The sequence below is a fragment of the Pseudomonas sp. S2_C11 genome (assembly GCF_054668395.1).
Genome location: NZ_CP162765.1, coordinates 2,307,022 through 2,325,541, shown reverse-complemented (window position 1 = coordinate 2,325,541; position 18,520 = coordinate 2,307,022). Strand labels below are relative to the sequence as shown.

The following is an 18,520-nucleotide window of genomic DNA, read 5'->3' as shown; positions in this document are numbered from 1 at the left end:
GGGTCTGCTTCACATCGATTCCCTGGAAGTAAAACCCATGTCCACTCAACACACGCTTGTCCTGCTTGCCCGAGGCGGATACGCCGCGCGCGGCGTTCTGTATCTGATCATCGGTATCTTCGCTCTGTTGGCAGCGCACGATTCCACCAAACCGAAAGACAGCCACAAGAGCCTCGAAGCATTGCTCAGTCAGCCCTTTGGCTATGTGCTGATCGGTGTTGTGGTCGCCGGCCTGCTGGCCTTCGCCGCGTGGCGTGCGTTGCAAGCGATCCGCGATGTCGACCACCACGGCAGCGAGTTCAAAGGTCTGGTCATTCGCGCAGGTTTGCTCGCCGGCGGTCTGGTCAACGCGGCGCTGGCCTTCTTTGCCTTGGGCCTCTTGGTGAGTGGCCTCAGGAGCTCGGGCGGTTCCGGGGATGGCAAGACCAAGGATCTGCTTGCGCAGCTGCTGTCGTTCGAGCATTCGAACCTGTTGATCTACCTGATCGCGCTGATCCCGCTGGGTGTCGGTATTGCCCACATCATCAAAGGCTGGAAGGCCTCGTTCGAGAAGTACTTCGAAGCGGATGACGAAGTGATGCGTTACGTGCGCCCGGTGTCGCGCTTTGGCTTGATCGCCCGAGGCGTGGTGTTTATCGAGATTGCAGTGCTGATGGCGGTCAGCGGCTCGGTTTACCAAGCGACCAATCCACCCGGCATGAAGGAGGCGCTGGATGCTTTGCAGAATCTGCCGGCAGGCGGCGTGCTGTTGATGCTGATGGCCTTGGGGCTGATCGCCTTCTCGGTATACAGCTTTTCCGAAGCCGCCTGGCGCAGAATCGAAATGGATGTGCCGTTGTAAGCGGCGATTCGAGGGGGCGTGTGCCCCCTCGACTGCTCCTCATCAAGTAAACAGATCAACGCCCAGCTGAAAGGCCACCCAAAGCGCCAGACCGGTGGCAAATAACAGCGCGATGTTTTCAAACAGGTTGTTGCGGTATTGCTTGTCCAGCAGCGATTTCTGGTTGGACATGATCAGCAAGCCCAGGGAAATCACCGGCAAACCAATGATGTTCAATGCGCTGACACCAATGGTCAGGGTGACGAAATCCGGCATGCCCGGCATCGACCAGATCAGCGGCGTGACCAGGATGAACAGCATGAACCACTTGTGCATCGGGTCGTGATGGAACTCTTTGCCATACTTCTCGCGACGCTCAGGACGAACATGCTGGAAGGCATCGGTGATCAGCATCGGAAACGCCGTGGTCTTGCCTGAAATACTGGCAAACAAGGTCGCGAATACGCCGATGAAGAACACATACCAGCCGATCGGGCCGAAGAAGATTTCCAGCGCCTTGCCCAGATCGCCCAAGGTTTTCACCTCGATGCCGTTGGGCCGCAGGATTTCCGCGCCGACGATCCAGATCGCCAGGTTGATGATGATCCCGACGAACACCGCAAACAGCAGATCGTTACGCTGAATGCGCTTGTGCTGCGGCCCGGTCCAGCCTTTCTGGCGCATGACATACGGGTGCACGAAGTTGGCGATCGAGCCGGCGACCGCGCCGATTACCGAGACCGCCACCAGCAACGCGCCATGCACGCCTTCGTCCGGCGGAATGCTGAAGCCGATGGTGCCTTTGATGATGCCTGTGACATCCGGACCGGACATCACCGCCAGGGCGATAAACGCCAGGGTCATGATCGCCAGCAGCAGCTTCATCACGCCTTCGATCATCGTGTAGATGTTGCGCCCGACCAGCATCCAGACCGCCAGCACCACCGCCACCGAGCACAGCAATGGCTGATCGATCTTGAACAGCATCGCCAGTGACTCCCCTGCCCCCTTGATCATGTAGGCGTTCATCAAGTGCCCCATCAACAGGGCATAAACCAGCATGAACCAGGCGAACACCGGATTGAGCTGGGCGTAGCCCTGCAGAATGGTCATGCCTTGGTTATTGCACAGCTGGAACCGGGCAATGATGTTGACGATCAGGTACCTGAGCAACAGCGAGACCGCCAGCACCCACATCATGGCGTAGCCGTAGTTCGCACCGGCCACGGAGGATGTGATCAGGTCACCCGCACCGAGCCACGACAGCACGGCGATAATGCCGGGGCCGAGCAGTTTCAGCGTTCGCAGGAACAGGTTTTGCGGTTTCGCAGCGGCCTGATGATCGAGTGGAGCCATGCTCGTCATAGGGGTATCTCCGTTATTGTTTTTGTGAGAATTGGTGCAGTGCGCACATTAGGTAGGATGTCGTACAACAACGCTAACAGGAGAGTATGTAAAAATGTTTCACAACTCGCTGATTACCGTACTGCTCGATCATTTCTGTTGATCAACATCCTCTAATACGCGTCTATAAAACTAGGCTAAGCGACGTTCCAGCTCCATGAAATAGACATTGAAGCCTTAGCCAATCACTCATAGGATGACTGATCACAACAACAATAAGGCCGGAAATGATGAAAAGAACCATCGCAATCGCTGCGCTCGCTTCAACCCTGAGCGTGACGGCCAATGCCGCCACCTATGCCTACATCTCAAGCCCCGGCGACGCTCTGATCTCGCAATATCGCCTTGATCAGAGCAACGGCGCGCTTACCCTGGTCGAACAGATTCAGGCCGGTGATCAGGTCAATCCCATGGCGCTCACCCCGGATGGCAAGGTGCTGTTTGCAGCCTTGCGCGTCAAACCCTTTCAGGTGCTGGGTTACCGGATCGATCGCCAAAGCGGTCGCCTGACAAAATTCACCCAAGCGCCCTTGGCAGAGAGCATGGCCTACCTGTCGACCGATCGAAAAGGTCGCTACCTGCTCGCCGCGTCCTACGGCGCCGACACCCTCAGCGTTCAAAAGATCGGCGAAGATCAGCAACCTTCCGCCAACATCCTGCGTTATCCGACCGGCCTGCACGCGCATTCGATTCGCACCGAGCCGAGCAATCGCTTTGCCTACGCTGGCAACCTGGGCACCGACAAGGTGCTGCAATATCGCCTGGATGCCAAGACTGGCGAGCTCAGCCCGATCGGCAGCGGCTCGGTCAGCGTCCCGGACAACACCGGCCCTCGGCACCTGGCGTTCTCGCCGAACGGCAAATTCCTTTACGTTGTCGGTGAAATGAGCGGCACCGTGACCGCGTTTTCAATCGACGACGCCAGCGGCGCGTTAACGCAAATCGCTGTGGCCAACGGCATTCCCGAACGTTTGCAACTGGCCCACGGCGAAGTCCGTGATGCGCGCAACAACGACCTCAAAGACGACCCGACCCCGCGCATCTGGGCCGCCGACCTGCGCATGTCGCCGGATGGAAAACTGCTGCTGATGAGTGAGCGCACCAGCAGCAGCGTGTCGGCATTTGCCGTGGATGCGGAAACGGGAGGACTCACGTTTCTCGACAACTACCCCGTGCAAGAACAACAACCGCGTAACATCGCCTTCTCCCCCGATGGCCACTGGCTGCTGGTGACGGGCGAGAAAAGCGCCAAGGTCGGTACGTACGCGGTGAGCAAGGATGGCGCGCTGAAGCGTGTCGGTGAAGCGGCCTCCGGCAAAGGCGCGTTATGGATCGAAGTCCTGCAAACGCCTGACGCATGAATATCTGCGGAGCAGCAACTGCTCCGCCGTCCTGCAACTAATCCCCCGCCGCTTCGGTCATTAGGTTTGCCGAGGTTGATACATTTTCGCAGACCTCACTTTCAAGAGACTGCCCCCCGTGATCAGCCATCTCGATCGCCGCAACAACCGTTCGCTGGACAGTCTGAATTTCTTTCTCGCCGATGTCCGCGACGGCCTCGGGCCGTACCTCGCCATCTACTTGCTCGCCGTGCACCACTGGGACCCGGCCAGCATCGGCGTGGTCATGACTCTCGCCGGTATCGCTGCACTGATCACGCAGACACCGGCCGGTGCACTGGTTGACAGCAGCCGGGCGAAACGTGCGCTGGTCATCATCGCCGCGCTGTTGGTGACGGCGAGTTGCCTGGTGCTGCCGTTCATTACTTCATTCAGTCTGGTGGCGTTGACCCAAGCCTTGAGCGCGGCGGCAGCATCTATTTTCGCCCCGGCCATCTCCGCGATCACCCTGGGCATCACCGGCCCGCGAGCATTCACCCGGCGCACCGGTCGCAACGAGACGTTCAACCACGCCGGCAACGCGTGCGCAGCGTTGTTGGCCGGTTTGTTTGCCTATCTGTTCGGTCCGGTGGCGGTGTTTTATCTGATGGCGGTCATGGCGCTGGCCAGCGTGATTGCCGTGCTGTTCGTCTCGGCCGAGGCGATTGATCATGACGTCGCACGCGGGTTGCAGCCTGGCGATCAAAGCCATCAGCCGTCCGGGTTCAAGGTACTGCTGAGCAATCGCCCGCTTCTGATGTTTGCCCTGTGCTGTGCGCTGTTCCACTTGGCCAACGCGGCGATGCTGCCGCTGGTGAGCCAGAAACTCGCCCAAGCCAATTTGCACATGGCCACACCGCTGACGTCGGCGTGCATCGTAGCCGCGCAACTGGTGATGGTGCCAATGGCGTTGCTGGCCGGCGCGAAAGCCGATGTCTGGGGGCGCAAACCGTTATTGCTGGCGGGTTTTCTGATCCTGCCGCTGCGTGGCTTGCTCTACACCTTCTCGGATGATCCGTACTGGCTGGTCGCCGTGCAGTTGCTCGACGGTGTCGGCGCTGGTTTGTTCGGCGCGCTGTTCCCGGTAATGGTCAAGGATCTCACCCTCGGCTCCGGGCATTTCAATGTCAGCCTTGGCGCGCTGACCACAGCGTTTGGCCTGGGCGCGGCGCTGAGCAACGGGCTGGCGGGTTTTGTCGTTGAGGCCGCCGGTTACAGCGCGGCATTCCTGACCCTTGCCGGGGTTGCAGCGGCAGCGTTCCTGCTGCTGTTGATCGGTGTCCCGGAAACGCTGCAGCGGACTGAGCAATTCGAGTCCGCTGCAGTTATGGGCCAAACCTGAGCTAATCGCCACCGCAGCCATCGCCTAAAACGCTGTAAGTGGCGACATGCCGCTGACCGTGGCTGTCTTCATAGACGACCTCCACCGGAACAATTCCGCAGGCGGCGCTGGTGTCGGTGATGCTGATGGTTTTGGCGATGTCCAGCGGCACGCCAGTCTGTGCAGGTTCGGTGGCGGCGAATACGTTGCCGGCGAGGATGGCCAGGGTCAAAGCAATAAACGTTTTCATGGTGTGATCTCTCTATAAAGGATGGGGAATTCAGGCCTGACGTTCAGTCAGCAATTGGCGCGCGGAATCGGCCATCACTGGCAGCGCTCCGGCGAGCATCAGGACGTCCTTGAGCACCAGGCGTCCGGCACCGGACAGATAGGGAAAACCGTGCTGACCCTCACCCAGCGCAGCGACCCAGGCTTCAGGCGTGGTAACCAGAAAGCTCAGGGTCACCAGCGGCGTAGCGAACGCCAGCGCGCCACCGAGCAGGCCGGTGCGGCGGGAAAGCGGGTTGGACAGGACCAGCAGACCGATGAAGATTTCCACCACGCCAAGCCCGGTGGAAAAACCGTAGGTGTTGTTCGCGGTCTGCCAGGCGCGCTTGTCGGCGTTCAGCTCGCCCTCATGGGTCAGGTGCGCCTTGTATTCCTGCGGGTGCTCGTAGAAGAACGACATCACCGGACTGTTGGCGACGAAAGGCGTAATGCTGTCGGCTTCGTACGGGACGAATTTCAACGCGCCGATCCACAGGAACACGATGGCGATGGCCACGCGCATCAGCGGGATGCCGAGGCGATCGAGTTTGCCGAGCTGTTGTAGTCCGGCGTTGATTGAGGTGAACATGCGACGTCTCCAGATCAATGAAAGTGGAGTCAGTCTGCGGTGTTACCGAATCGCGCTTTTGTCGGTCATGCTCAACGTCTTGCTCAATCGTCTCAACTTTGCGGATTCCTTCGTAATGGGTGCCAATGAACTCGCTCGATAAGCTCATCAGCCTGGCCAACGTGCGCGGCAGTCTTGATCTGCGCTGCCAGTTTCAGGGCGACTGGGCGCGTGATCACCCACAGGAAGCCTTGGGCAAGGCGCCCTATCACGTCGTGCTCAAGGGTGAATGCCGGGTTGAGCTGGCCAGCGGGCAACGCCTGGCGATGCGCGCCGGCGATATTCTGCTGTTGCCACGGGGTACGCCGCATGTGCTGCACAGCGCCGGCAAAGACGTAGCGCCGATGTCGCCAACGCTGGTTCCCGGCGGGGTGTTGCCGATCTATCGGCTGGGTGGCGCGAGCGCAGATCTGGACATGCTCTGCGGTGGCTTTCATTACAACCGCGCATCGATGCTGTTCGCCGCCCTCCCCGATTACCTGTTGATTGCCAACGATGGCTTGCCGATTGATGCGCCACTGACCGCCCTGATTGCGCTGTTGCGCAGCGAAGCCGACAGCGAACAGCCGGGCGCACGGTTCCTCCTCGACTCACTGTCCCAAGCCTTGTTCACCTTGATTCTGCGTGCGCACCTGGCCCGTGCGGAGCAGGACAAAAGCACCCTGGCGCTGCTCGGCGACCAGCGCCTGGGCCGAACCTGTCAGGCGATATTGGCTGACCCAGCGCACGAATGGACCATCGAGGCCATGGCCGACACCGCGAACATGTCCCGTGCAACGTTCATGCGCACCTTCGCCCGGGTCGCTGGCGTGTCGCCGTGGGTGCTGCTGACTCAATTGCGCATGGAGCTGGCGTTCAGTCTGCTGAGCCATTCGCATCTGGGCCTGAATGACATTGCCGTGCAGGTCGGCTATCAGTCGCAGGCTGCCTTCAGCAAGAAATTCAAGGAAATTTACGGCGAGGCCCCGGGCAAAGTCCGCCGCGCGATCTGAGCGGATGGATCGCTTTGTATCAGCGTGTAGCTTTCGCCGCCCCAGATACACACTCATGCGAAGTTCGGCCGTGCGCACACACAACTGACACATTTAGCGCGCTAAATACCACTGTCGCTTCCATTCCTACCTTAACCAATCGACAGGACATCACCATGAACAAAGTCTTCGCAACCCTCGCCCTTACCGCCGCCATGTTCGGCGCCACCGCTGCGTTCGCCGCGCCGATCAAACCTACCGTGGTGCTGGTGCACGGTGCCTTTGCCGATTCGAGCAGCTGGAACGGCGTGGTCAAGATTCTCGAGAAGGATGGCTATCCGGTGATCGCCGCCGCGAACCCGCTGCGCTCGGTCAAGGGTGATGCGCAATCGGTGGCGGATGTGCTGGCCAGCGTGAAAACCCCGGTGGTACTGGTCGGCCACTCCTACGGTGGCCCGGTGATCAGTGAAGCCGCTTACGGCAATGCCAATGTCAAAGCGCTGGTGTACGTCGCAGCTTTTGCACCGGAAAAGGGTGAAACCGCCGCTGAGCTGTCCGGGCGTTTCCCTGGCAGCACCCTTGGCCCGACCCTGTCGGCCCCGGTTGAGCTGGCCGACGGTGGCAAGGATTTGTACATCCAGCAGGACAAATTCCACGATCAGTTCGCTGCCGATGTGTCTCAGGCAGATGCGAAGTTGATGGCCGCCACGCAACGCCCGGTGACCGTCGCCGCGCTCAACGAAGCCGCCACCGAGCCTGCATGGAAAACCGTGCCGTCGTACTTCGTCTACGGTGACCAGGACAAGAACATCCCGGCGCAAGCCTTGGCGTTCATGGCCGAGCGCGCGCACTCCAAGCAGACCGTCGTGGTCAAAGGCGCTTCGCACGTGGTGATGGTGTCCAACCCGAAAGCCGTTGCCAGCCTGATCGAAACCGCTGCGGCCGGGAAGTGATCAAGCGCTGAGTTGAACCTTGAAGCCTTAGCCGTGAACCCTGTTCACGGCTTTCAGCGCTGGGTGGTGTTGCAGCCGCTCGCTGAGAAAATCCACAAACGTGCGCACCTTCGCCGGTACGCGCGGATGTTTCAGATAGACCAGTTGCACAGGTAACGCCGGCGGCTCAAAGGCCTCCAGCACCAATTCCAGTTCACCGGCTGCAACCTGGCTGGCGACTTGATAAGACAGCACCCGGGTAATGCCCCAACCGGAGCTGGCGATGTTGATCGCCGCCTGATTCGCGGTGACCACCAGACGCGGCTCGAAGCGAAAACTCAACGGGCCATCGGCATGGGCGAATTGCCAATCGCTGAGCAAATGACTGGCGGACGACATGACGATATTGGCGCGGTTCAGCTCGTTCGGATGTTGCGGTCGGCCATAGCGGGCGAAGTAATCGGGGGTGCCGCAGATGACCTGACGGACCTCGCCGACCTTGATTGCATGCTGATTGTTCTCGTGCAAATGGCCGATGCGCACGGCGACATCGATACCCTCTTCCGCCATATTCACCACGCGATCAACCAGCAAAGCCTTCAGATGCACCGAAGGAAACGCATCGACGTATTGCGCCAGCAACGGCGCGATGAACAACTCGCCAAACAATACCGACGCGGTCACGCTCAAGTGCCCGCACGGCACCCGATAACTGCCGGCAGCGGCCTCTTCGGCTTCGTCGACGTCGCACAAAATTCTTCGGCAATCGTCCAGATAACGATGCCCGGCTTCGGTCAGGTGCAGGCTGCGCGTGGTGCGCGACAACAGACGCGTGCCGATGCGTTGTTCCAGCGCGGCAATGGCGCGGGTGACGCTGGGTGGCGAGGTGTTCAAACGCCGGGCCGCCGCCGCAAAGCCACCCTCCTCGGCCACGGCCAGGAACATGCGCATTTCCTGAAAACGATCCATAGCTGGGGACCTGTAAAAAACCTCGAAAACACAGTGAAATCATGTGGGAGCGAGCCTGCTCGCGAAAGCTTTCCGTCAGTCAACATCACCGTTGCATGACACACCGCTTTCGCGAGCAGGCTCGCTCCCACAGGGTTTGGTGTACACAGTTAAATTTGGGCAATGCTTCAACTCCCGCCAGTACGCCCGCACATTCGGATATTCCTCCAGCGAGACAGTGTCTTCCAATGCATGGATGGGACAGCTGACGCCAAACCCGTGGGAGCGAGCCTGCTCGCGAAGGCATTCTGTCAGTCAACATCACCGTTGAATGACCCACCGCTATCGCGGGCAAGCCCGCTCCCACAAGGTTTTTTGGCGTGTGCTGATATCAAGCGCTTTGCAGGCCCACCGCTGTGCGCTGCATACCGACGAATTTCGGCAGCGCCTCGACCCGCCCAAGCCACGCCCGCACATTCGGATAATCCTCGAGCGAGACATTGCCTTCCGGTGCGTGGGCGACGTAAGTGTAGGCGGCCACATCGGCAACGGTTGCCTTGTCGCCGGCAAGGAATGCGCTGTTGGCCAACTCGTCTTCCATCACCTGCAACAACGCATGGGAACGCTTGATCGCATCAGCCGCGTCGTAACCGGCGCCGAACACAGTGATCAAGCGCGCCGTGGCCGGGCCGGAGCTGATCTGCCCGGCAGCCACCGATAACCAGCGCTGCACCTTGGCTTGCTCGACCGGATCGCTCGGCAGCCACTGGCCGTTGCCGTATTTGCTCGCCAGATAAACCAGAATGCCGTTGGAATCAGCGAGCACCGTACCGTTGTCGTCAATCACCGGTACTTGGCCGAAACGGTTGAGGGCGAGGAATTCAGGGGTTTTGTGTGCGCCTTTCATCAGGTCGACGAACACCAGTTCGGTCGGAACGTCCAGCAGGGACAACATCAACTCGACGCGGTGCGAGTGGCCGGACAACGGATGGCGGTACAGTTTGACGGCTGACTGGGACATGACGTGCTCCTGGATTATTTGAGGTCGACCCGCTGATCGTGTCGATGGGGCTCATCCTGCTCCCCTGCCGCAAATCGCGGAATCCTCAGCAAATACAATCGAGCATTTCAGCCAGTGAAATAATCACCCGCCTCCTTAGGCGCGCGCAGGGATCATTTCACCGAGTGAAACAGTGGATTGCAGTTTCTGGCCATTCCCTCGCAACGGGCCGAGGGCGAACATGAGCCCACTTGAGCTTCAGCCCCTTGCGGCTCACCGGCCCGTTTGCACCCGAGGAGAATCGAAATGGACACAGCGTCGAAACCGCAGCCCTCGCCCTGGCATGAAGGTGAGCTGACCCTGCAACGTGCCGTCGGCGCGGTGGAGATGATGGTCGGTGTCGGCCAGCGGCAACTGGCCCGCGACTGGATGCCGGACCAGCACCGTGAGTTCTATGCGCAACTGCCCTTTGTCGTACTCGGCGCTGTCGACAGCCAGGGCGATCCGTGGGCAACGCTGCGCACCGGTCAACCGGGCTTCATGGATTCGCCGTCGCCGCAGGTGCTGAAGATCAAACTCGACGCCCAGCCCAATGACCCGGCCAATCAAGGTCTGCAGCCCGGCGACGCGATCGGCATGCTCGGCATCGAGCTGCACACCCGTCGGCGCAATCGCATGAACGGCAACATCAGCCGCCGCGATGACAACATTCTTGAGATCGGCGTGACCCAGGCTTACGGCAACTGCCCGCGCTACATCAATCTGCGCCATTACGCCTTCGTCGACGAGACCACCGACACCGCGCTCGACTTGCCTGTCAGCGAACCCTTGGTGCGCGACATGATCACTGCCGCCGACTCGTTCTACGTGGCCACTTACGTGGTGCGCGACGGCGAGCGCCAGGTCGATGTGTCCCATCGCGGCGGCAAATCCGGTTTCGTCCATATGGACGAAGACGGCACCCTTACCATCCCGGATTTCTCCGGCAATCTGTTCTTCAACACCCTGGGCAACATCCTGCTCAACCCGCGCGCCGGGTTGACCTTCATCGATTTCGAAAGCGGCGATCTGTTGCAGATGACCGGCAGCGCAGAAGTGCTGCTCGACGATCCGCAAATCGCCGCGTTCCAGGGCGCCGAGCGCCTGTGGCGCTTCAAGCCGCAGCGCATCGTTTACCGTCAGGCCGCATTGCCACTGCGCTGGGCCGAGCAGCCGGAAGGCGATTCGCCCAATTCGCAAATGACCGGCAGCTGGGAGCAGACCCGCGAGCGTCTGCAGGCCGAGGCGCTGCGCAACCAATGGCGCGCGCTGCACGTCACGCGGGTGGTCGATGAGAGTCCGCAGATCCGTTCGTTTTATCTGCAAGCCAACGATGGCTTCGGCCTGCCGCGCTTCGAACCGGGCCAGCACTTGCCGATCAAGGTCTTGCTCGACGGCCAAGATGCCGCGTCGATCCGCACCTACAGCGTGTCCAGCGCGCCGTCGGACGAATTCCTACGTATCAGCGTTAAACGCGATGGCTCGGTGTCTTCGCATCTGCATGATCGGGTCCGGGCACTGGATTTGATCGAAGCCCGCGCGCCGCAAGGCGATTTCACCGTCGACGCCACCGAACGCCGGCCACTGGTGCTGTTGGCCGCAGGGGTTGGGGTGACGCCGTTGCTGTCGATGCTGCGCGAGGTGGTCTATCAGGGCAAACGCATCAGCCGCATGCGCCCGACCTGGGTGGTGCAAAGCAGTCGCACCGTCGAGGATCTGGCCTTTCGCGAAGAAATCGACGCCTTGGCTGCACGCGCCGGTGACAAGGTCAAGGTGCTGCGCGTGGTCAGCCAGCCGCCGCTGGAAGCAACAGCGCAGGGTTACGATCATGCCGGGCGCATCGACATCGCCTTGCTGAAGAGCCTGCTGCCGCTGGATGACTACGATTTCTACCTGTGCGGCCCGGGCAGCTTCACTCAGGCGCTGTACGACGGCTTGCGCAAAATGCGTATTCCCGACGATCGCATCCACGCCGAAACCTTCGGCCCGTCGACGCTGATCCGCGATGTCGAAATCAGTACCCCGGCGCCGCCGCAAGTACCGGTCGCGGAAGAGCCGGTCAAGGTGTTGTTTGCCACGTCCGGCAAGGAAGCACGCTGGGAACCGGGCAGCGGCACCTTGCTGGAACTGGCCGAGGCGCGTGGCTTGAACCCGGAGTTCAGCTGTCGCGGCGGCTCGTGCGGCACCTGCAAAACCCGCCTTACCAGCGGCCAGGTGCATTACCTCACCCCGCCGGCCATGCGCCTGGCGGACGACGAAGTGCTGATCTGCTGCGCCGCCCCGGCGCAGGGCAGCGACACCCTGGTGCTGGATGTTTGAATTTTGAGGAGGTGTGCCATGAAGCCGTTTGCCGAAACCAGCGTCGTTTGGCCGCAAGAGAAAACCGGACTGTCCGCCAGCGAATGCGAACGCAGTTTTTTGCTGCCGCAACTGATGGGCTCGCTCGCCGGTGAAACCTGCGCGTTGACGGGCTCATTCAATCAACGTGAGCATCTGCCTTCGAGCCCGAACGGCTGGTTTTCCCGTGGGCTCAAGGCGTTGTTTGCTTAGGCTTTGCTCACCGCCGCCACTCTGCCCGCCGGCCCATGCTGGCGGCTGGTGATCAATCCGACGAAGGAAATCAGCAGCGCCAGGCCAATGGTCGAGGTCACTTCCAGGCGATGTTCAGGGGTGATCATCATCACCGCCAAAGCCGCGCAGATAAAGGCGATGACCAGCCAGGTGAGCCAGGGAAACAGCCACATGCGCAGGGTCATTTCGACCTTTTCCCGTTCCAGTCGGCGGCGCATGCGCAACTGCGAAATGGCGATCACCAGATACACCAGCAAGGCAATAGCCCCGGAGCTGGCGAGCAGGAACTGGAACAGCCCGGCCGGCATGAAATAGCTGAGCAAGGTAACGCCCGCACCAATCACCGTGCTGGCGATCACCGCCGCGCGTGGCACGCCGGCCGCCGAAGTCACCTTCAATGCCGGCGGCGCATCGCCGCGTCGGCCCAGCGAATAGAGCATGCGCGAGGAAATGTAGATCGAGGAGTTCATGCAACTGGCCACCGCGATCAACACGACCACGTCGACGAGGAATTTGGCGTTGGGGATGTTCATCAGTTCCAGTGCGCGCTGGTAGGAACCGACCGAGGCGAGTTGCGGGTCATTCCATGGCACCACGGAAATCACCACGAAGATCGACAGCAGATAGAAAATGCCGATGCGCCAGATCACCGAACGGGTGGCCTTGGCGATGTTCTGCGCCGGGTTGTTCGATTCCGCAGCGGCGATGGTCACCGCTTCGGTGCCGATGAAACTGAACATGATGGTGATGAACGCGCCAACCACCGCCGACATGCCGTTGGGCGCAAAGCCGCCGTGCTCGGCCATCAGCGTGCTCAAGCCACTGGCTTCGCGCTCGGGAATCCAGCCCATCAGCACCGCAAAACCCAGGCCGATGAAACCGATGATCGCGATGACCTTGGCCATGGCGAACCAGAATTCGAACTCACCGTATTTCGACACGCTGAACAGGTTGGTGATCACCAGCAGCACGATCGACAGCAAGGCGAACAACCAGGCATCGACCTGGGGAAACCACTGATTGAGCACGTGACCGGCGGCCAGTGCTTCAATGGGAATCACCAGCACCCAGAACCACCAGTAGAGCCAGCCAATGGTGAACCCGGCCCAGCGGCCAATGGCTTGATCAGCGTAGGTGGAAAATGAGCCGGTGTCGGGATGCGCGACAGCCATTTCGCCGAGCATGCGCATCACCAGCACGACCAGCAGACCGGAGAACAGATAAGCGAGCAGCACCGCAGGTCCTGCGGCGGCGATGGCGTGGCCTGAGCCAACGAAAAGTCCTGCGCCGATGATGCCGGCAATGGAAAGCATGGTGACGTGACGCGGTTTGAAACCTTGCGCCAACTGACCGTTGGAGTCCTTGGGGTTCAGGCTAGTCATGGGTTCTTATTGTTCTCATGATCGACGTTTGGGCCACTGACTGAGCGTCAGGCGATCATCATTTCCTTGAGTCGACTCAGGCGAAAGCAGCGACGCAGACGCTTTGCCGACGAAATGATGCTTCACCTTACGTGGCCCGACCGCCGCGCAACTAGCCTGAGTGCGGCATGCCGATGTCTGATTTCGACATGCCACTCTCAGGCCACCATGAGTCGGCGGCAACCGCTGCGGCAATTTACAGCGTGTAGGAAATCCCCACCTGCACGGTTCGCGGCGCGCCCGGGTAGGCGTAAACGTTGCCGAAGGCGCCTTCTTCGTAGTCGCGGTCGAAGATGTTTTTCACATCGAGGTTGAGCCGCACTTTGTCGTTGATCTTGTAGAAGCTCAACAGGTCGACCACGGTGTAACTGCCCATGGAAAACGCGGTGTTGGCGGTCTGCCCGGCGCGCTCGTCGACGTATTTCAGTCCGGTGCCAAGGCCAAGACCTTTGAGCGCGCCGTCCTGGAACTCGTACATGTTGAGCAGGCTGAAGCTGTTCTTCGGGATGTTCAGCAGGCGCGTGCCGGAGCGCAGCGTGTTGTCCTTGGTCACCTCGGCGTCAACGTAAGCGTAACCGCCGACCACTCGCCACTCCGGGGTGAGGTTGCCGGTGACATTGACGTCGAAACCACGGCTACGCACTTCACCGGCGGCGACGCTGAAAGTCGAATCCACCGGGTCGGTGGTCAGCACGTTGCGTTTTTCGATCTGGTAGATCGCCGCGTCGACGCTCAACTGCTGATCCAGCGCTTCCCACTTCATGCCCATCTCGTAGGACTTGCCTTTCTCTGGAGCGAAGCCGCCGCCTTCGCGACTGGCGCCGGTGTTGGGTTTGAACGAGCGCGCGGTGTTGGCATAGACCGCCAGGGTTTCGGTCAGGTCGTAGGTGACGCCGATACGCGGGGTGACGGCGTTGTCGCTGGCCTGCCAGCTCTTGCCGCCGGGCACGTAGGTTTCGTAATCGTGCTCGAAGCGCTCGAAACGTGCGCCGGCCAGCACTTTCAGTTTGTCGGTCAGGGCTACCTGATCCTGCACGAATGCCGCGTAGGTCTTGAGGTTCTCTTTGTCGTGAGTCGGTGTGCGGGTCAGCGCCGGGCGTGGCTGGCCGTAGACCGGATTGAAGATGTCGATCGGGTAGGCACTGACCGCGCCGCTGGAGCGCTGGATGATCGACTTGTAATCGTAATCTTCATACTCGATGCCGGTGAGCAAGGTGTGCTGCAGACCGCCAGTATCAAAATGCCCGGTGAGGTTGAGCTGGGTGTCCTTGTCGGTCCATTCCAGCTTGCGGTAGTTGAAGTTGCGCCCCAGCGTGCGGCCGTCAGCGGCAATGCCGTTGGCCTCGATCGCGTTGCCCTTGAGCGAGCCGTCGAGCCACTGGAAACCACCGCCGAGGGTCCAGTCATCGTTGAGCATGTGCTCGAAACGCAGTTGCGCCATGTTGTTGTCGTTGTGCAGTTTGCCGACGTCCTTCTCGCCAAAGAAGGTATCGCGCGAGGCGGTGCCGATCTGCGCCGGGTAGCGCGTGACGCCACGATCGAGCGGCGCGTTGTTGCGCATGAAGTCGCCTTCGAAAATCAGCTTGGTCGCATCGGTGGCCTGCCAGGTCAGCACCGGCGTGATGCCGTAGCGCTCGTTCTCGACATGATCGCGGAAGGTATCGCCGCCCTCGCCCACCACATTCAAGCGATAGGCCAGGCGCCCTTCTTCATCGAGCGGACCGGAAGCGTCGAGGGTGCCGCGCTTCATGCCTTGGTCGTTCAACTGGCTGCCTAACGTAACGGTGCGCTCGGGCAACGGCTGTTTCGACACCACGTTGAAGGTACCGCCTGGGTCGCCACGGCCATAGAGCATGGTCGCCGGACCGCGCAGCACTTCCAGACGCTCGATGGTGTTGGCGTCGGGCATGTTCGGGTAGCCACGGTTGATCGGGAAACCGTTGCGGTAGAACTCGCCCGTGGTGAAGCCGCGCACGGTGAAGGTGGTCAGGCCCTGCCCACCGAAATTGTTCGCCCGCCCGACGCCGCCGGCGTAATCCAGCGCATCCTGCAAACGCGTCGCGCCGAGGTCTTCAACGGCATCCTTGGTGACCACGCTGATCGATTGCGCGGTTTCATGAATCGAAGTGTCGGTGCGCGTGGCGCTGGCCGAACGCGTCGCGCGGTAGCCCTGCACCGGGCCGTCTGCCCGTTCGTAATCCGCTGTGCCGACTACGTCGGTGGCTTCCAGCTCAAGCGTTGAAGAAGTCGGTTCGGCTGACTCAGCCCACGAGGAAGAAGACAACGCCTGCAGCACACAAATGGAAAGCAGAGTTCGACGCATGAGGTGAAAACCTTTACGAATAGGCCAGAACGAAGGGCAAAACCGCCAGTGAAAACGTCGCGCATGGTATACGGTCGCATTAGTAATTGAAACGTATTCCTATTTGTCATGTTGATCAGGATTGGTGAGCGAGATTCATCATTCCATCCTGAAACCGCGCATTATCAGTGGCGCGTCGATGGCCTAGGCTCGTAGAGATCCGACGTCAATCGATGGCTGCGCCGAGCTACGTGGGCGTCGCCAGCCTGTCTGAAAGGAATTTGCAGATGAAATTCGACACCCCGGCCGGCTCCAATCCGATCGACCAGCTGAACGTCATCGGCCAACCTGCCGACCGCATCGACGGCAAGCTGAAAACCACCGGCACCGCCCCCTACGCCTACGAGCAAAACGCAGCGGTGCCGGACGCCGCCTATGGCTATATCGTCGGCGCCGGGATCGGCAAGGGGCGCATTGCCTCGATCGATTCGACGCAAGCGCGGGAAGCGTCCGGGGTGATTGCCATCGTCACTTACGAAAACGCCGGGGCATTGGCCAAAGGCGAGTTTTACGTAGCCAGGGCCTTGGCCGGGCCGCAGGTCGATCATTATCACCAGGCCGTGGCGATTGTCGTCGCGGACACCTTTGAACAGGCGCGCGCGGCCGCCGGCTTGCTCGACATCCGCTACGTGGCCGAAGCGGGTTCATTCGATCTGGCGGCTGCGAAAGACTCCGCAACCCCACCGCCACCGGCCGGTTTTGGCCCGCCGCCGCAGACCAGCGTCGGTGACTTCGAAGGCGCCTTCAACGCTGCGCCAGTGCAAATCGATCAGCACTACAGCACGCCTGACCAGGCCCACGCGATGATGGAACCGCACGCAACCATTGCCCGCTGGAGTGGCACGCAGTTGACCTTGTGGACATCGATCCAACAGATCAACTGGGGCGTGCGCGATCTGGCGAAAACCCTCGGCATCGCCAAGGAAGATGTGCGCCTGATCTCGCCGTATATCGGCGGTGGTTTCGGCGGTAAGGGCACGATTCTTTGCGACGCTGTGTTGGCATCCCTGGCCGCTCGACATGCCGGGCTACCGGTGAAAGTCGCGCTGCCGCGGCCGCTGATGTTCAACAACCTGACCCATCGTCCGGCGACGCTTCAGCGCCTGCGCATCGGTGCCAACCGTGACGGCGTGATCACGGCGATCGGCCACGAGAGCTGGTCGGGCAATTTGCGCGGCGGACGCGCCGAAGCGGCTACCGCGTCAACCCGCTTGCTTTACGCCGGGGCCAATCGCATGACCCGTTTGAATCTCGCCGTGCTCGATCTCGCCGAGGGTTCGGCGATGCGCGCGCCGGGCGAGGCACCGGGGATGATGGCGCTGGAAATCGCCATGGATGAACTGGCGGAAAAGCTGCAGATGGATCCGCTGCAACTGCGCATCCTCAACGATTCGCAGGTCGATCCGGAGCAACCGGCGCGGCCGTTCTCCAAACGGCAGTTGGTGGAATGCCTGAACACTGGCGCCGAACGCTTTGGCTGGCGTCAGCGCAACCCTCAACCCGCTCAGCGCCGTGAGGATGGCTGGCTGATCGGCATCGGGCTGGCCTCGGCGATTCGCGGCGCACCGACCACCGCTTCGGCGGCGCGGGTGCGTCTCGATCGTCAAGGCGTCATCACCGTGGAAACCGACATGACCGACATCGGCACCGGCAGTTACACCATCATCGCCCAGACCGCCGCCGAAATGATGGGCGTGCCGCTGGACCGTGTCGTGGTGCACTTGGGCGATTCGCGGTTTCCGGAATCGTCGGGCTCCGGCGGCCAGTGGGGAGCCGCCTCCTCCACTGCCGGCGTGTATGCCGCGTGCATGAAACTGCGTGAAGCCGCCGCTCGCGCCGTCGGGATTGACCCGCAGCAAGCCGAGTTTGTCGATGCACAGATTCGCGCAGGCTCGCAGCAGGTTGCCTTGGCTCAGGCCGCAGCCAATGGCGAGCTGACGGGCGAGGACCGCATGGAATACGGTGACCTTGCCCAGCGCTTCGCCCAGCAGACTTTCGGCGCGCATTTCGCCGAAGTCGCGGTCAATGCGGCGACCGGCGAAATTCGCCTGCGTCGGCAACTGGCCGTGTGCGCCGCTGGGCGCATCCTCAACCCGAAAACCGCGCGCAGCCAGATCATCGGCGGCATGACCATGGGTGCTGGTGCGGCATTGATGGAGGAGCTGACGGTGGATCATCGAATCGGCTTTTTCGTCAATCACGATCTGGCCGGATACGAGGTGCCGGTGCATGCCGACATTCCCCGTCAGGAAGTGATCTTTCTCGATGAAGTCGACCCGTATGCAACCCCGTTGAAAGCCAAAGGCGTTGGCGAGCTGGGTATCAGCGGCGCGGCGGCGGCCATCGCCAACGCGATCTATAACGCGTGTGGCGTACGGGTGCGCGATTATCCGATTACGCTGGATAAACTCATCGGCGAGTTGTCCTACCCGGTCTGAGACTGGATCACGCAGGATA

15 protein-coding genes are annotated in these 18,520 nt (G+C 60.9%); 8 read left to right on the top strand and 7 right to left on the bottom strand.

Annotation, left to right across the window (positions count from 1 at the left end):
- The first annotated feature begins 37 nt into the window (after nt 1-37).
- Complete coding sequence (locus AB4N48_RS10495) at nt 38-841, top strand: DUF1206 domain-containing protein (RefSeq protein ID WP_056786090.1); 804 nt, start codon at nt 38-40, stop codon at nt 839-841.
- Nucleotides 842-883: 42 nt separating this feature from the next.
- On the opposite strand, the gene AB4N48_RS10490 is transcribed toward AB4N48_RS10495, so the two are convergent.
- Nucleotides 884-2,176: an Nramp family divalent metal transporter gene (locus AB4N48_RS10490; protein WP_371857525.1), complete on the bottom strand. Its 1,293-nt coding sequence runs from the start codon at nt 2,174-2,176 to the stop codon at nt 884-886.
- A gap of 275 nt (nt 2,177-2,451) precedes the next feature.
- Here AB4N48_RS10490 and AB4N48_RS10485 point away from each other — a divergent pair, with 275 nt between their 5' ends.
- Both AB4N48_RS10485 and AB4N48_RS10480 read left to right on the top strand, forming a co-directional pair.
- Nucleotides 2,452-3,585: a lactonase family protein gene (locus AB4N48_RS10485; RefSeq protein WP_460095375.1), complete on the top strand. Its 1,134-nt coding sequence runs from the start codon at nt 2,452-2,454 to the stop codon at nt 3,583-3,585.
- Between the two features lie 118 nt (nt 3,586-3,703).
- The gene (locus AB4N48_RS10480; RefSeq protein WP_460095373.1) at nt 3,704-4,945 is read left to right on the top strand and encodes an MFS transporter; all 1,242 of its coding nucleotides are present in this window, start codon (nt 3,704-3,706) and stop codon (nt 4,943-4,945) included.
- 1 nt (nt 4,946) lies between these two features.
- On the opposite strand, the gene AB4N48_RS10475 is transcribed toward AB4N48_RS10480, so the two are convergent.
- Together AB4N48_RS10475 and rclC are read right to left on the bottom strand one after the other, a co-directional pair.
- The gene (locus tag AB4N48_RS10475) at nt 4,947-5,174 is read right to left on the bottom strand and encodes a DUF2790 domain-containing protein (protein ID WP_130901253.1); all 228 of its coding nucleotides are present in this window, start codon (nt 5,172-5,174) and stop codon (nt 4,947-4,949) included.
- 30 nt (nt 5,175-5,204) lie between these two features.
- Nucleotides 5,205-5,780, bottom strand: coding sequence for a reactive chlorine resistance membrane protein RclC (gene rclC, locus AB4N48_RS10470; RefSeq protein WP_460095372.1), 576 nt, complete (start codon nt 5,778-5,780; stop codon nt 5,205-5,207).
- A gap of 125 nt (nt 5,781-5,905) precedes the next feature.
- On the opposite strand from rclC, the gene AB4N48_RS10465 reads away from it, so the two are divergent.
- Together AB4N48_RS10465 and AB4N48_RS10460 are read left to right on the top strand one after the other, a co-directional pair.
- Nucleotides 5,906-6,811: an AraC family transcriptional regulator gene (locus AB4N48_RS10465; protein ID WP_258706715.1), complete on the top strand. Its 906-nt coding sequence runs from the start codon at nt 5,906-5,908 to the stop codon at nt 6,809-6,811.
- Nucleotides 6,812-6,966: 155 nt separating this feature from the next.
- Nucleotides 6,967-7,743: an alpha/beta fold hydrolase gene (locus AB4N48_RS10460; protein ID WP_353187969.1), complete on the top strand. Its 777-nt coding sequence runs from the start codon at nt 6,967-6,969 to the stop codon at nt 7,741-7,743.
- 27 nt (nt 7,744-7,770) lie between these two features.
- On the opposite strand, the gene AB4N48_RS10455 is transcribed toward AB4N48_RS10460, so the two are convergent.
- Together AB4N48_RS10455 and AB4N48_RS10450 are read right to left on the bottom strand one after the other, a co-directional pair.
- Nucleotides 7,771-8,691, bottom strand: coding sequence for a LysR family transcriptional regulator (locus AB4N48_RS10455; protein ID WP_460095370.1), 921 nt, complete (start codon nt 8,689-8,691; stop codon nt 7,771-7,773).
- Nucleotides 8,692-9,061: 370 nt separating this feature from the next.
- Entirely contained in the window at nt 9,062-9,691 is a 630-nt protein-coding gene (locus AB4N48_RS10450) for a glutathione S-transferase family protein (protein ID WP_252886230.1), read from the bottom strand.
- 285 nt (nt 9,692-9,976) lie between these two features.
- On the opposite strand from AB4N48_RS10450, the gene AB4N48_RS10445 reads away from it, so the two are divergent.
- The gene (locus tag AB4N48_RS10445) at nt 9,977-12,028 is read left to right on the top strand and encodes a 2Fe-2S iron-sulfur cluster-binding protein (RefSeq protein WP_460095368.1); all 2,052 of its coding nucleotides are present in this window, start codon (nt 9,977-9,979) and stop codon (nt 12,026-12,028) included.
- Between the two features lie 18 nt (nt 12,029-12,046).
- On the top strand, nt 12,047-12,259 hold the full coding sequence (locus AB4N48_RS10440) for a hypothetical protein (protein WP_041480326.1): 213 nt from the start codon (nt 12,047-12,049) through the stop codon (nt 12,257-12,259).
- Here the strand turns inward: AB4N48_RS10440 and gabP are convergent.
- Both gabP and AB4N48_RS10430 read right to left on the bottom strand, forming a co-directional pair.
- Nucleotides 12,256-13,662, bottom strand: coding sequence for a GABA permease (gene gabP / locus AB4N48_RS10435; RefSeq protein ID WP_460095367.1), 1,407 nt, complete (start codon nt 13,660-13,662; stop codon nt 12,256-12,258). The two genes, AB4N48_RS10440 and gabP, sit on opposite strands and share 4 nt — an antisense overlap.
- A gap of 235 nt (nt 13,663-13,897) precedes the next feature.
- Nucleotides 13,898-16,024 carry a TonB-dependent siderophore receptor gene (locus AB4N48_RS10430; protein ID WP_423519324.1) on the bottom strand — a complete coding sequence of 709 codons (2,127 nt, stop codon included), beginning with the start codon at nt 16,022-16,024 and terminating at the stop codon, nt 13,898-13,900.
- 266 nt (nt 16,025-16,290) lie between these two features.
- Between AB4N48_RS10430 and paoC the strand changes: the two genes are divergently transcribed.
- Nucleotides 16,291-18,501, top strand: a complete 2,211-nt coding sequence (paoC, locus tag AB4N48_RS10425) for an aldehyde oxidoreductase molybdenum-binding subunit PaoC (RefSeq protein WP_460095365.1) — start codon at nt 16,291-16,293, stop codon at nt 18,499-18,501.
- Nucleotides 18,502-18,520 lie beyond the last annotated feature (19 nt).

Bases quoted from the DNA above. Each gene is read 5' to 3' on its own strand.
- AB4N48_RS10450 (WP_252886230.1), bottom strand. From the start codon at position 9,691: ATGTCCCAGTCAGCCGTCAAACTGTACCGCCATCCGTTGTCCGGCCAC.
- AB4N48_RS10475 (WP_130901253.1), bottom strand. From the start codon at position 5,174: ATGAAAACGTTTATTGCTTTGACCCTGGCCATCCTCGCCGGCAACGTA.
- AB4N48_RS10490 (WP_371857525.1), bottom strand. From the start codon at position 2,176: ATGGCTCCACTCGATCATCAGGCCGCTGCGAAACCGCAAAACCTGTTC.
- AB4N48_RS10440 (WP_041480326.1), top strand. From the start codon at position 12,047: ATGAAGCCGTTTGCCGAAACCAGCGTCGTTTGGCCGCAAGAGAAAACC.
- AB4N48_RS10465 (WP_258706715.1), top strand. From the start codon at position 5,906: ATGAACTCGCTCGATAAGCTCATCAGCCTGGCCAACGTGCGCGGCAGT.
- gabP (WP_460095367.1), bottom strand. From the start codon at position 13,662: ATGACTAGCCTGAACCCCAAGGACTCCAACGGTCAGTTGGCGCAAGGT.
- AB4N48_RS10445 (WP_460095368.1), top strand. From the start codon at position 9,977: ATGGACACAGCGTCGAAACCGCAGCCCTCGCCCTGGCATGAAGGTGAG.
- AB4N48_RS10455 (WP_460095370.1), bottom strand. From the start codon at position 8,691: ATGGATCGTTTTCAGGAAATGCGCATGTTCCTGGCCGTGGCCGAGGAG.
- rclC (WP_460095372.1), bottom strand. From the start codon at position 5,780: ATGTTCACCTCAATCAACGCCGGACTACAACAGCTCGGCAAACTCGAT.
- AB4N48_RS10485 (WP_460095375.1), top strand. From the start codon at position 2,452: ATGATGAAAAGAACCATCGCAATCGCTGCGCTCGCTTCAACCCTGAGC.
- AB4N48_RS10460 (WP_353187969.1), top strand. From the start codon at position 6,967: ATGAACAAAGTCTTCGCAACCCTCGCCCTTACCGCCGCCATGTTCGGC.
- AB4N48_RS10430 (WP_423519324.1), bottom strand. From the start codon at position 16,024: ATGCGTCGAACTCTGCTTTCCATTTGTGTGCTGCAGGCGTTGTCTTCT.
- AB4N48_RS10495 (WP_056786090.1), top strand. From the start codon at position 38: ATGTCCACTCAACACACGCTTGTCCTGCTTGCCCGAGGCGGATACGCC.
- paoC (WP_460095365.1), top strand. From the start codon at position 16,291: ATGAAATTCGACACCCCGGCCGGCTCCAATCCGATCGACCAGCTGAAC.